The organism is Bradyrhizobium cajani, from assembly GCF_009759665.1.
Lineage (GTDB): Bacteria > Pseudomonadota > Alphaproteobacteria > Rhizobiales > Xanthobacteraceae > Bradyrhizobium > Bradyrhizobium cajani.
Genome location: NZ_WQNE01000031.1, coordinates 38144 through 50664, shown reverse-complemented (window position 1 = coordinate 50664; position 12521 = coordinate 38144). Strand labels below are relative to the sequence as shown.

The 12521-nt window shown below is 65.3% G+C and carries 10 protein-coding genes; 3 read left to right on the top strand and 7 right to left on the bottom strand.

Annotation, left to right across the window (positions count from 1 at the left end; translation table 11 throughout):
• Positions 1 to 58: 58 nt before the first annotated feature.
• From GPL20_RS29580 to eno, 3 genes are all read right to left on the bottom strand, one after another.
• On the bottom strand, positions 59 to 1057 hold the full coding sequence (locus tag GPL20_RS29580; protein ID WP_157334312.1) for an MBL fold metallo-hydrolase: 999 nt from the start codon (positions 1055 to 1057) through the stop codon (positions 59 to 61).
• A 120-nt stretch (positions 1058 to 1177) separates the two neighbouring features.
• Positions 1178 to 2311, bottom strand: a complete 1134-nt coding sequence (locus GPL20_RS29575) for a zinc-binding dehydrogenase (protein WP_157334310.1) — start codon at positions 2309 to 2311, stop codon at positions 1178 to 1180.
• 35 nt (positions 2312 to 2346) lie between these two features.
• Positions 2347 to 3630 carry a phosphopyruvate hydratase gene (gene eno, locus GPL20_RS29570; RefSeq protein ID WP_157334308.1) on the bottom strand — a complete coding sequence of 428 codons (1284 nt, stop codon included), beginning with the start codon at positions 3628 to 3630 and terminating at the stop codon, positions 2347 to 2349.
• A gap of 174 nt (positions 3631 to 3804) precedes the next feature.
• Between eno and GPL20_RS29565 the strand changes: the two genes are divergently transcribed.
• Together GPL20_RS29565 and queF are read left to right on the top strand one after the other, a co-directional pair.
• Entirely contained in the window at positions 3805 to 4782 is a 978-nt protein-coding gene (locus GPL20_RS29565; RefSeq protein ID WP_157334306.1) for a Vgb family protein, read from the top strand.
• A gap of 52 nt (positions 4783 to 4834) precedes the next feature.
• Entirely contained in the window at positions 4835 to 5287 is a 453-nt protein-coding gene (queF, locus tag GPL20_RS29560; RefSeq protein ID WP_157334304.1) for a preQ(1) synthase, read from the top strand.
• Between the two features lie 67 nt (positions 5288 to 5354).
• Here queF and glsA read toward each other — a convergent pair whose 3' ends face one another.
• The 4 genes from glsA to GPL20_RS29540 form a co-directional block, all read right to left on the bottom strand.
• A complete protein-coding gene (gene glsA, locus GPL20_RS29555; protein ID WP_254126442.1) occupies positions 5355 to 7229 on the bottom strand; it encodes a glutaminase A in 1875 nt (624 codons plus the stop codon).
• 109 nt (positions 7230 to 7338) lie between these two features.
• On the bottom strand, positions 7339 to 8544 hold the full coding sequence (locus tag GPL20_RS29550; RefSeq protein WP_157334302.1) for an MFS transporter: 1206 nt from the start codon (positions 8542 to 8544) through the stop codon (positions 7339 to 7341).
• Positions 8544 to 9392: a 3-deoxy-8-phosphooctulonate synthase gene (gene kdsA / locus GPL20_RS29545; RefSeq protein ID WP_157334300.1), complete on the bottom strand. Its 849-nt coding sequence runs from the start codon at positions 9390 to 9392 to the stop codon at positions 8544 to 8546. Before kdsA ends, GPL20_RS29550 begins: the two co-directional genes overlap by 1 nt.
• A 122-nt stretch (positions 9393 to 9514) precedes the next feature.
• Positions 9515 to 9841: an NIPSNAP family protein gene (locus GPL20_RS29540; protein WP_157334298.1), complete on the bottom strand. Its 327-nt coding sequence runs from the start codon at positions 9839 to 9841 to the stop codon at positions 9515 to 9517.
• Between the two features lie 197 nt (positions 9842 to 10038).
• On the opposite strand from GPL20_RS29540, the gene GPL20_RS29535 reads away from it, so the two are divergent.
• Positions 10039 to 12516 (top strand): tetratricopeptide repeat protein, encoded by a 2478-nt coding sequence (locus GPL20_RS29535; RefSeq protein WP_157334296.1) that lies wholly within the window; start codon positions 10039 to 10041, stop codon positions 12514 to 12516.
• Positions 12517 to 12521: the final 5 nt, after the last annotated feature.

The window sequence follows — 12521 nt, the reverse complement described above, 5'->3', positions numbered from 1 at the left end:
CAAAACAATCGGGCCGCCGAGCGGCGGCCCGATCATCTACGCAAACGGTCGCTTCCAATCAGATCGTCGGATTCCACGCCGACGGGATCAGGCGATATTTGGCGCCGTCCTTCTCGACATGCCCCACCGAGGGGAAGGTGAAGTGGAAGCCAATCACGGTCGCCTTCTCGGCCGCCGCCATGTCGTAGAACTTGTGGCGGGTCGCCTGCGCCATCGCGGCGTCGGTGTCGAACATCACGTGCCAGTCCGGATTGCGCAGGAAGAATTCCGGAATGTTGGTGACGTCGGACTGGATCAGCACCTTGGCATCACCCGACGCGACCGCGAACGAGGTGTGACCAGGCGTGTGGCCCGGCGTCGCGATCGAGGTGATGCCCGGCGCGACTTCCTTGCCCCACTCGTACTTCGTCACCTTGGACTCGAGGCCGGCAAAGGTCTTCTTCACGTTGGCAAAGTAGTTCTTCATCATCGGATTGGACTCGGCCTTGGCGGCATTGTCCTCACTGGTCCAGAATTCCCAGTCCTTGCCCGGCACCATGATCTCCGCGTTCGGGAAGGCGAGCGCGCCGTCGGCGAGGCGGATGCCGTTGGTGTGGTCGGGATGCAGATGCGAGAGCAGCACGACGTCGATGTTCTTCGGGTCGACGCCAGCAGCCTGGAGATTCTGCAGCATGCGGCCGACCGCGCCCTTGCTTGCCTCGAAATTCGCAACGCCGTTGCCGGTGTCGATCAGAACGAGCTTGGAGCCGGTGTTGATGAGCTGCGGGTTGAACGGCACCGTGACCATGCCCTTCGGCATGTAGGCCGCCTCGCCCGCGGCGAGCGCCTCGTCCTTCGGAACGTTGACGACGAACTTGTCCGGCATCGGGAAGGTGCGTGCGCCGTCATTGATCGAGGTGCACTCGTAGCTGCCGACCTTATAGCGGTAGAAGCCCGGCGCCTGCGTTCCGCTCGGCGGCACCGAGGCGTTGGCGGTGGTCGGTTGAAGTCCGGTCACGGCTGCCGCACCGATGGCGGCAGCGCCTGTCAGCAAATGGCGACGAGTCAAGTCAGTCATGGAGAGGTCCCCCTTCTGAGCGCCCTGCGGATTTTCCGCTTTCAACGGCGGCGGGAATAATCCCCTGCTTCGCTCAGAAGGCAAGGCCTTCTTTCGGTGACGTGCCGTCGCAGATCACGATTATTTATTTGGGTTGATGAGGAATTTTTCGCCGGTGGCGCGCTTGGCATAGACCGCGATGTTGGCAGGATCGAGCGCCTCGGGAAGCGACACCACCTTGGTGTAGTGGCTGGCGAAGGTGGTCTTCAACTCATTCACGACCCGCTGACGCAGCCGTCCGATATCGGCCGGCCCGATCTTCTGGAGGAACGGGGTCAGCAGCCAGCCGCCGACACCCCAGGCCATGCCGAAGCCGCGCGGCAGCTCGATCGGACGGACGTCGAGCGCGCCATAGACATAGACCTGCTTGTGCACGCTGGAGCCGTAGCGGCTGTATTCCTTCGCGGTCTTGTTGATCGCGACTTCCATGCAATTGAGGATGTCGCCGGCAAGCTTGCCGCCGCCGATCGCGTCGAAGGCGATGGTTGCCCCGGTCTCGACCAGCGCGGCCGTGAGATCGTCGAGGAAGCCCGGCACGCTGGCGTCGACGACGTATTTGGCGCCGATCTTCTTCAGGATGTCGGCCTGCTCCTTGCTGCGCACGATGTTGACGAGCGGAATGCCGTCGGCAAGGCAGATCTTGTTCAGCATCTGGCCTAGATTGGAGGCGGCCGCGGTGTGCACCAGCGCCTTGTGGCCCTCGCGCCGCATGGTCTCGGTCATGCCGAGCGCGGTGAGCGGATTGACGAACCAGGATGCGCCCTCCGCCGCCGTCGTGCCTTCGGGCAGCGGCTGACAATCCCGCGCCTTCACGGTGCGATACTGCGAATACATCGCGCCGCCGATCATCGCGACCGTCTTGCCCATCAGCGCCTTCGCAGCATCCGATGAGCCGGTCTTGATGACGACGCCGGCACCTTCATTGCCGACCGGCAGGGACTGGTCGAGCCGCGCTGCCATCGCGCGCATGGCACCGTCAGGCACCTTTGCGGTGATGACGGGTGCCTGCTTGGGGCCCGAAGCTTTGGCCGTGCCCATATCGGCAGCGCCGACGAGCAGGCCGAGATCGGACGGGTTGATCGGCGCCGCCTCGACGCGGACGACGACCTCGTCCGCGGCGGGCTCGGGGGTCGGCACGTCGACGAGCGAGATTTCGAGCTCTCCGCTCTTCTTGATCAGCGAACGCAGTTGCAGTCCGGTGTTGCCGTCGCTCATGTCGATCCTCCCCCTGCTCTTGTTAAAGCGCCGGCTTATGCCAGCGCCTTCAGTGCCGCCTTGCCGCCATAGAGCGCCTGCTTGCCGAGCTGCTGCTCGATGCGCAGGAGCTGGTTGTATTTGGCGGTGCGGTCGGAACGCGCAAGGGAGCCGGTCTTGATCTGACCGCAGTTGGTGGCAACCGCGAGGTCGGCGATGGTGGAATCCTCGGTCTCGCCGGAGCGGTGCGACATCACGGAGGTATAGCCGGCCTTGTGCGCCATCTCGACGGCAGCGAGCGTCTCGGTCAGCGTGCCGATCTGGTTGACCTTGATCAGGATCGAGTTGGCGCGTCCGGCCTTGATGCCTTCGGCGAGGCGCTTGACGTTGGTGACGAAGAGATCGTCGCCGACCAGCTGGCACTTCCTGCCGATGAGATCGGTCAGCTCCTTCCAGCCGTCCATGTCGTCTTCCGACATGCCGTCCTCGATGGTCACGATCGGATAGCGCGAGACCAGGTCGGCAAGGTACTTGGCCTGCTCGGAGATCGAGCGGGTCTTGCCCTCGCCTTCATAGACATACTTGCCGTCCTTGAAGAACTCGGTCGAGGCGCAGTCGAGGCCGATCACGATGTCGGTGCCCGCCTTGTAGCCGGCCTTGCCGATCGCGTTCATGACGAAGTCGAGCGCGGCGTCGGCCGACGGCAGATTCGGGGCGAAGCCGCCCTCGTCGCCGACATTGGTGTTGTGGCCGGCCTTCTTCAACTCGGACTTCAGTGTGTGGAAGACCTCCGCGCCGTAGCGCAGGCCCTCGGCGAAGGACGACGCGCCGACCGGCAGGATCATGAACTCCTGGAAGTCGATCGGGTTGTCGGCGTGCACGCCGCCATTGATGATGTTCATCATCGGCACCGGCAGGAGCCGCGCCGAGGTGCCGCCGACGTAACGGTAGAGCGGCATGTCGAGCGAGTTCGCGGCCGCCTTGGCGCAGGCGAGCGAGACGCCGAGAATGGCGTTGGCGCCGAGCCGGCTCTTGTTCGGCGTACCGTCGAGGTCGATCATGATCTGGTCGATCTGGGCCTGCTGCTCGACGTCGAGGCCGCTCAAGGCCTCGAAAATCTCGCCATTGACGGCGCCGACTGCCTTGGAGACGCCCTTGCCGAGATAGCGGGCCTTGTCGCCGTCGCGCAGTTCCACCGCCTCATGAGCGCCGGTGGAGGCACCCGACGGCACCGCGGCGCGGCCCAGCGCGCCGTCTTCCAGCACGACATCGACTTCGACGGTGGGATTGCCCCGGCTATCGAGAATTTCGCGGCCGATAATGTCGATGATGGCGGTCATGATGTGCACTTCCGTTCGTTAGGGCTGATCGGTGCCGCGGGTCTTACACGGAGCGCAAGCAAATGTGAACGCTTGGGCGGCGTGCTTCGACTGACGCGTGAAGCAGCTCCGATTATGCTCGACGGCATCTGGTCTGCGCGTCCAACCTCAATCTGAAACAGTCGGGGTAACGCCATGAATCGCCGCCAGTTTCTTGTCTCAAGCACCGCCCTCCTCGCCGCCCGCCCAAGTTTTGCGCAGGAAGCCTCGTTCCGGACAAAATATTTCCAGATCAGTGCCGACATCGGCCTGCACGACCTCGCCCCGGCTCCTGACGGCACGGTCTGGTTCACGGCCCAGGGCAAGGGCCTGCTTGGCAGGCTCGATCCCAGAGATGGCACTTTCAAGACGGTCCGCCTTGGCCAGGGCGCTGCCCCACACGGGGTGACGATCGGCCCTGACGGCGCCCCCTGGATCACAGAGGGCGGCCAGAATGCGATCGCGCGGGTCGATCCATCCGACCTCAAGGTCGCGCTGTTCCGTCTGCCCGAGAAATTCGCCTCGGCCAATCTCAACACCGGCGTGTTCGACAAGGAGGGCATCTACTGGTTCACCGGCCAGTCCGGGTATTACGGCCGGCTCAAGCCGCACTCGGGCGACATGGACGTGTTCAGGGCGCCCAAGGGCGTCGGCCCTTACGGCATCACGGTCACGCCCAAGGGCGATATCTGGTACGCCTCGCTCGCCGGCAGCTACATCGCGAAGATTGACCGCGCGACGGGCAATGCCGCCGTGGTCGAGCCGCCGACGCCGGGCGCGGGCTCGCGGCGGGTCTGGTCGGATTCGAAGAGCCGGATCTGGGTCAGCGAGTGGAACAGCGGCCATGTCTCGGTGCACGACCCTGCCGACGGCTCCTGGAAGACCTGGAAGCTGCCGGGCGATCGCCCCCGCACCTACGCCGTCTATGTCGACGACAAGGACAAGGTCTGGCTCACCGATTTCTCGGCCAACGCCATCGTGCGTTTCGATCCTGCGACCGAGAAATTCAACGTGTTCGCCAGCGACAAGGCGAACGCCAATGTCCGCCAGCTCGACGGCAGGCCGGGCGAACTCTGGGGCTGCGAGTCCGGCAACGACCGGATCGTCATGATCCAGACCATCGCGGCTGGTTGACGGCAGCGCCATTTACGTCCATCCCGGCCCCCCGAAACAGGATGTGACGACGATGGCGAAAAAATCCCTCCAGCTCGGCCGCGCGGTCGAGTGGCCGCACACACCGGAAGAAGCCCAGCTCGACCGCGTGCCCAATCCGCAAAAGGACACCGATTATCTGGTGCGCTTCACCGTGCCGGAATTCACCTCGCTCTGCCCGGTCACGGGCCAGCCGGATTTCGCGCATCTGATGATCGACTACGCGCCGGGTGCGTGGCTGCTGGAATCGAAGTCGCTGAAACTCTTCATCGCGAGCTTCCGCAATCACGGCGCCTTCCACGAAGACTGCACCGTGATGATCGGCAAGCGCATCGTGCGTGAGATCAAGCCGAAATACCTGCGCATCGGCGGCTATTGGTATCCGCGCGGCGGCATCCCGATCGACGTGTTCTGGCAGACCGGCCGCGTGCCGAAAGGCCTGTGGGTGCCGGAGCAAGGCGTCGCGCCCTATCGCGGGCGGGGATAATTCTCTCGTGTCCCGGACGCGGCGCGCTGCGCCGCATTCGGGGAGCGAGCACCGCCATCATTGGTGATCAGTACGCGCTCAGCAGATCGACTTTCGCATTCGCTGCTACCAGCCGCCGCGCCAAAATGGCTGCGAGGTTGCGCATGATCTTCAGCGAGGTCTCCGGGTGCAGACGGCGGTAGTCGGCAAATCCGTCGAGCGGCAGTTCGAGGCAGGCGACGGGCGTATCGGCGAAAACGTCGGCGCTGCGGCTTTGCTCCAGAATCGCCATCTCGCCAAATTCCATGCCGGGGCCGAGGGATGCCAGCCGCACGCCGCTCGGCAGCTTCACGCTGACCATGCCGCTCTGGAGAAAGAACAGCGAATTGGCGGCCTCGCCGGCCGCGATGATGCGCTGGCCGGCGGCGAAGTGGCGCGTGGTCGACAGTTTGACGATCGCGGCGATCTCTTCGGCCTCGAGCTCGGCCAGCAGTGCCTGATCGCCGAGATGCACGCTCTCCTTGACATCGGTGAAGCCACCGAAGCGGTAGATCACCTGGTCCTCGGCCCATTCGATGGCATCGTCGAGCAGCGCGAAGCGGCGCAGCCGCCGTGGCTCCGCCGTGCGCGCGGTGATCGCGGTCCACACCGCGGACGCCTCCTCGAAACCGGAGAGGATGGCGGTGACACCGGCATTGCCGAGGGCGGTCAGCGTTTCGCCCAGAAGCTCAGCGCCGGCCGCGGTGATATCGGGAACGCGGCGGAAATCGATGATGAGCAGCGGCGCATTTGGCGGCTCGCTGGTCAGTCTTCGCGTGACGTAGTCGATGGTGCCGAAATTCATCGCCCCGACCAGCTCGAGGACGCGGATGTCGCTGTGGCGCTCGTCGAGGATCTGCTGCTCGTGCGGCTGGCGGCTGCGGCGCGAGGAGATACCGTAGATGTCGTAATCCGCCATGATGCTGGTGCGAACGTCGGCGTTGCGGTTGAGCATGTGCAGGTCGAACCGCGCCGACAGCGCCTCGCAGACCTTCAGACCGCGCACACTGTTGAAGTGGTTGTCGAGCAGCGGCGAGAAAGTCCCGAGCCCCAATTGCGAGGGCAGCGCCGCGACGATGCCGCCGCCGACACCGCTCTTGGCGGGGATGCCGACGCGATAGGTCCACTCGCCGGCATAATCGTACATGCCCGAGCTCGTCATCACCGACAAAGTGCGCGCGACGATGTGCGGCGTGATCACCTGCAGACCCGTCACCGGATTGACACCGCGGTTGGCGAGAGTGGCCGCCATCACCGCGAGATCGCGCGCGGTCACCAGGATCGCGCACTGGCGGAAGTAGACGTCGAGCACGGCGTCGACGTCGTCGGGCAGCACCGCGTAATTCCGTAGCAGCCAGGCAATCGCCCGGTTGCGGTTGCCGGTCGCCGTCTCGGACGCATGCACGGCCTCATCAACGTCGAGCTCGCGGCCGGCGAACTTGCTGAGTTTGGCCCGGACGCGCTCGAAGGCGCCCTTCCCCTCGACCTCGTAGATCAGGCCCGAGCAGGCAATGGCGCCGGCATTGACCATGGGATTGAAGGGGCGGTTGTCATTGGTGAGCCGGATCGAATTGAAAGCTTCGCCGCTCGGCTCGACCCCGATCGTGGCTGCGACGCGTGCCTCGCCCACCGTCTCCAGCGCCAGCGCGAACACGAAGGCCTTCGATACCGACTGGATCGTGAACGGCACGGCGCTGTCGCCGACCTCGTAGACATGGCCGTCGATGGTGACGAGCGCGATGCCGAAATGATCGGGGTCGGCGCGCGTCAGCTCGGGAATGTAGTCGGCGAGCTTGCCGGATTGATCGACCTTGAACTCCTTGTGGCAATCAGTCAGGAAACGCCGAAGCGGGGGCCTGGCGGAATATCCGCTCGAGCAGGGTGCACTTGCTGCGGTGGGCGAGCGGATGATCTGGGCGTCCACGGTTTCAGGCCTCGATTTGCCCAGATTCAAAGCAATCCGCGTGCCATGTATACGGGGACTGACGGTGTCATGGTGCGCAAAGACGCCCCGATAAAGGACCGGTCAGACCTCAGCGCGCATCAGCCGGTGCGCGCGGCTTGAGCAGCCTGGCACAGACGAGGCCCAGCACGACCATGATCGCGGCGCTCACAAGCAGGGTCGGCATCTTGCCGGCATGCTGGAGCCCGAAGCCATAGGCGAGCGGCCCCACCGTCTGCCCCATGAAGAAGAAGAACGAATGCAGCGACAGCGCGGTGGCGCGCGCCTCGACCGACAGCTCGCTGGCAAACACCTGGAGGCAGCCATGCGCCATGTAGAAGCCCCAGCCCATGACGATGAGGTTCAACGCCTGGATCTCCCAGCGCGGGCCGAAGGCCACGGCGACGAGCTGCGAGGCGACCAGCGTCATGCCCGCGATCATCATGCCCTTGACGCCGAGCCGCGGCAGCAGGCGCGACACCGTCAGCGTGTAGAACAGGCCGCCGACCGCAAAGCCCGCGATGACGATGCCGGCAATCGACAGCGAGGTCTGCCCGAGCTCGAACAAGAAGGAGGCGATGTAGGGAAACAGGCCGAGCACACAGCAGCCTTCGACGAACACGGCCGTATAGCACACGTAAGCATTGGGATTGGTGAAGATGGTGCGATAGCCGGCCTTCAGCGCCGACAGGCTCGTCTTCGGCGGATGCTTGACCTTGGCGCCGCGAAAGCCGGCTGCAACCGCGATCGAGGCGGCGATCACGAGCACGCCGAGCACCGCCAGCACGCCGCGCCAGCCGAGGAAATCGCCGATCAGTCCGGAGGCCGAGGCGCCGAGCAGATTGCCGGTCATGGCGCCCGCGAGCGTCCGGCTGATCGCGACCTGGCGCTTCTCCGGGCCGACAAGATCGCTGGTCAGGCTCAGCGCCACCGGAAACACGCCGCCCGAACCGATGCCGGCGAGGATGCGGGTGGCGAACAGCAATGAGAACGAGGTCGCGAGTGCGCCCAGGATGTTGGCGAGGCCGAGCAGCGCGAGACAGCCGATCATCAGCCGCGTCTTGCCGAACAGATCGGCGGCCGCACCGACGATCGGCTGAATGATCGAGAAGGTGAACGCGAACACCGCGGCAAAGCCGGCCGCGGTCGCGATGCTGACGCCAAAATCCTCGGCGACGTGCGGCAGCACCGGATCGAGCGCGCGGGCCGACAGCGCCGCAGCGAAGCTGGCGCCGGAGATCACGTAGAGGGCGGCCGGCAAGCCGTGATCGTGCGGCCACGCCTCGCCTGATTGCATCAGCCCGGATTCTTTGCGAGCGCGTCGAACGCCATCAGCCTGCGAATGAGGCTCTCGAACTCGCGCAGCGGTACCATGTTGGGCCCGTCAGAAGGCGCGCGGTCGGGATCGGGATGAGTCTCGATGAAGACGCCGGCAACGCCGACCGCCACGGCCGCGCGCGCCAGCACCGGCACGAATTCACGCTCACCGCCCGACGAAGTCCCCTTCCCGCCGGGCTGCTGCACCGAATGGGTGGCATCGAAGATCACGGGCGCGCCGGTGGTGCGCGCCAGGATCGGCAGCGCGCGCATGTCGGAGACCAGCGTGTTGTAGCCGAAGGAGGCACCGCGTTCGGTGACGAGCACGTTGGGATTGTTGGCGCTGGTGATCTTGGTCACGACATTAGCCATGTCCCACGGTGCCAGGAACTGGCCCTTCTTGACGTTGACGACCTTGCCGGTCGCAGCCGCCGCCAGCAGCAAATCGGTCTGCCGGCACAGGAAGGCGGGGATCTGCAAGATGTCCACCGCCCGCGCCACCTCGGCGCACTGCGTGGCCTCGTGCACGTCGGTCAGCACGGGCAAACCGAGTGACGATCGGATTTCGGCGAAGATCGGCAGCGACTGCGCCAGGCCGAGCCCGCGCGCGGCGGACGCGCTGGTGCGGTTGGCCTTGTCGAAGGAGGTCTTGTAGACGAGGCCTATCTTCAGCCGCGCCGCGATCTCCTTCAGCGCCGAGGCCACCTCCAGCGCATGCTGGCGGCTTTCGAGCTGACACGGCCCGGCGATGATCGCGACCGGCAGCGCGTTGCCGAACTTGACCGTGCCAATGCTGACGACCGGTGCGGCTGAATTCGAAGAGCTCAAGGCAATTTCCCTCGTTTCGCCGCGACCATAGCGGCGATGAGGGTCGGATCAACCCTCTTCCGCCCAGGCTGCTCGAATATCAGGGTTGCGCCAGGGTTCCCGCCGCGCCGCGCCGCGGGTCGCTACTTGACCGCGGAGAAGGCGGTCGGCGCCAGGATCTGGCTGACGATGTTGCCGACGATCTGGCCGTCGGCTTCCGACTTGGCCCGGGCCTCGAGCCAGTCCGGATCGGTCATGAATGCGCCCCACTTCTTCTCGCGCTCGCCGAGCGAGTCCCAGGCCAGGAAATAGGTCAGCTCCTGGTTGGATTCACCGATCAGCGTGGTGAAGAAGCCGGCCTGGCGGATGCCGTGCTTCTCCCACAGCTTCAGCGTCACCGTCTCGAACCGCTTCAACAGAGCCGGCAGGCGGCCGGGCACGCAGCGATAGACGCGCATTTCGTAGATCATCGGTGGTCTCCCCGATTTTGTCGTGCGGCCATCTGGCGCGGCCGGGCGGTTGAACGAGAAAGGCGGAATGCCAATCAGTCACCGTCGTGACACGCATCGAAAATATTCTCAAGAGGCCGGGCTTGGGTCGTCTTCAACATGCGGGGAGGTCGGCGCCGACATCGGCAAATCGCAAAATTCCATCACGGGGACACCGGATGAATCGCAGGGAGCGCCGGTCTGCGGCCAAACGCGGGCAGATCTCGCCCGCTCAGGCAGCGAGCTTCACGAGCGTGCACAACGCGAATGCCGCCGAAGAGTTCGAATCCGGGATCTGGCATCATCAGGCTGGCCGGCTTGCGGAGGCTGAAGCCTGCTATCAGCGCACGCTCGCCATGCAGCCCAATCACCCGGACGCGCTGTATCATCTCGGCCTGATCGCACGACAGGTCGGACGCGCCGATCTCGCTGTCGACCTGCTCGGCAAGGCGATCAGGCTCAAGCGCACCGACCCGCTCTACTTCCTCTATCACGCGACCACGCTTCAGGAGCTCGCGCGACACGACGAGGCGCTGGCGAGCTACGACAAGGCGCTGGTGCTGCTGCCCGATCATGCCGAGATCTTCTATAATCGCGGCCTCGTCCTGAAGGCGCTCGGCCGGTTCGAGGAGGCGCTGGCCAGTCTTGAAAGAGCGTCGGCGCTCAAGCCGGAATTTGCCGAAGCCTGGAACAATTGCGGCGTCCTTCAGCAGCAGATGCGGCTGTTCGACCGCGCCATCGCGAGCTTCGATCGTGCCGTGGCGCTCAATCCCGCCTATGCCGAGGCATTCCACAATCGGGGCGTCACGCTTCAGGAATTGGGACGGCTCGAAGCGGCCCTGGCCGACCATGACAAGGCGATCGCGCTGGCGCCCGATTTCGCTGAGGCGCACAATTACCGCGGCGTGGCGCTGCAAGGCCTGCGGAGGCTTGACGAAGCGGTCGCGAGCTTCGACGCCGCGCTCGCATTACACCCCGCACATGCCGACATCCACAACAACCGCGCCATCGCGCTGCTCCAGATGCGGCGGTACGACGAAGTGCTGAAGAGCCTGACCCGCGCGGTGACGATCGCGCCCGATTTCGTCGAGGCTCATCACAACATCGGCTGCGTGCTGATGGAGCTGAAGAGGTTCAAGCAAGCGCTCGTCAGCCTCGACAGGGCCGTCGCGCTCAAGCCCGACTATGTCGACGCGCTCAACAGCCGCGGCGTCGCGCTCCAGGAGATGAAGCAGTGCGAGCGGGCCCTGGAGGACTTCGAGCGCGCGCATCAGCTGGCGCCGGATCATCCCAATGCCTTGAGCGGCATGATGCTGTGCGCCGGCGCGCTCTGCGACTGGGACCGCCGGGCCAGCCTTGCCGATGCGGCTATGGCCCGAATCAGGGACGGCAAGCCGGGCGTCATGCCCTTCACCCTGCTCGGCTATACCGGCGATCTGGGCCTGCAGCTCCGGTGCGCCAGGAACCTGGTGCCGGCAGCGGCTCCGCTTTGGACCCGCGAAGTCCGACACCATGATCGCATCCGGATCGCCTATCTGTCGGCCGACTTCCACAACCACGCCACGGCACATCTGATGGCCGGACTGTTCGAGCGGCACGACCGCGCGCGGTTCGAGATCATTGGCGTGTCATCCGGCCCGGACGACGGCAGCGCCTACCGGCAGCGCCTGACCGCCGCCTTCGATCGCTTCTGCGACATCAGCGAGATGAGCGATGCGGCGGTCGCCGGCATGCTGCACGAGATGGAGGTCGATATTGCCGTCGACCTCAAGGGCCACACCAAGGATGCCCGGCTGGAGGTTCTCGCCCATCGCCCCGCCCCCGTTCAGGTCAGCTATCTCGGTTATCCCGGCAGCACCGGCGCCGACTTCATCGATTACGTCATTGCCGACGCGATAGTCGCACCATTCGAGCATCAGGCGTTCTATAGCGAAAAGATCGTGCACCTGCCCCACTCGTATCAGGCCAACGACAGCACGCGCAGTATCGCCGCGCACACGCCGACGCGGCAGGACGCCGGCCTTCCCGAGCGGGGCTTCGTGTTCTGCTGCTTCAATCAGAGCTGGAAGATCGGGCCCGAGACGTTCGACGTGTGGATACGGCTGCTGGGCGCCGTCGAGGGCAGCGCGCTGTGGCTTTTCGCCGACCACGAGCCGACGATGCAAAATCTTCGCCGCGAGGCCGAAAAGCGCGGCGTCGATCCGGCGCGCCTCGTCTTCGCCCGGCCCCTGCCGCCCGAAGATCATCTCGCCCGGCATCGCCTGGCCGACCTGTTTCTCGACACGCTGCCCTACAACGCGCATACCACCGCCAGCGATGCGCTCTGGGCCGGCCTGCCCGTGCTGACACAACTCGGCGAAGGCTTTTCCGGCCGCGTCGGCGCCAGCCTGCTCAACGCTGTCGGGCTGCCCGAGTTGGTGACCCACAGCATCGCAGACTACGAGACGCTCGCCCGGGAGCTCGCCACCAATCCGTCGCGCCTCGCCGAACTCCGCAATCGGCTAGCCGCCAACCGCCTGACACATCCGCTGTTCGACACCGACCGCTTCCGCCGCCACGTCGAGGCGGCCTATTTCCAGATGTGGGACATCGCGCAGCGTGGCGAGCCGCCGCGGAGCTTTGCGGTTGGCGACGGCGATAGCGTCGCCACGCAATGAAGGCG

What these genes read in the sequence shown, in the direction of transcription:
- GPL20_RS29580 (WP_157334312.1), bottom strand. Translation starts at nt 1,057, where the DNA reads ATGACTGACTTGACTCGTCGCCATTTGCTGACAGGCGCTGCCGCCATC.
- GPL20_RS29575 (WP_157334310.1), bottom strand. Translation starts at nt 2,311, where the DNA reads ATGAGCGACGGCAACACCGGACTGCAACTGCGTTCGCTGATCAAGAAG.
- queF (WP_157334304.1), top strand. Translation starts at nt 4,835, where the DNA reads ATGGCGAAAAAATCCCTCCAGCTCGGCCGCGCGGTCGAGTGGCCGCAC.
- GPL20_RS29535 (WP_157334296.1), top strand. Translation starts at nt 10,039, where the DNA reads ATGAATCGCAGGGAGCGCCGGTCTGCGGCCAAACGCGGGCAGATCTCG.
- GPL20_RS29540 (WP_157334298.1), bottom strand. Translation starts at nt 9,841, where the DNA reads ATGATCTACGAAATGCGCGTCTATCGCTGCGTGCCCGGCCGCCTGCCG.
- GPL20_RS29550 (WP_157334302.1), bottom strand. Translation starts at nt 8,544, where the DNA reads ATGCAATCAGGCGAGGCGTGGCCGCACGATCACGGCTTGCCGGCCGCC.
- eno (WP_157334308.1), bottom strand. Translation starts at nt 3,630, where the DNA reads ATGACCGCCATCATCGACATTATCGGCCGCGAAATTCTCGATAGCCGG.
- GPL20_RS29565 (WP_157334306.1), top strand. Translation starts at nt 3,805, where the DNA reads ATGAATCGCCGCCAGTTTCTTGTCTCAAGCACCGCCCTCCTCGCCGCC.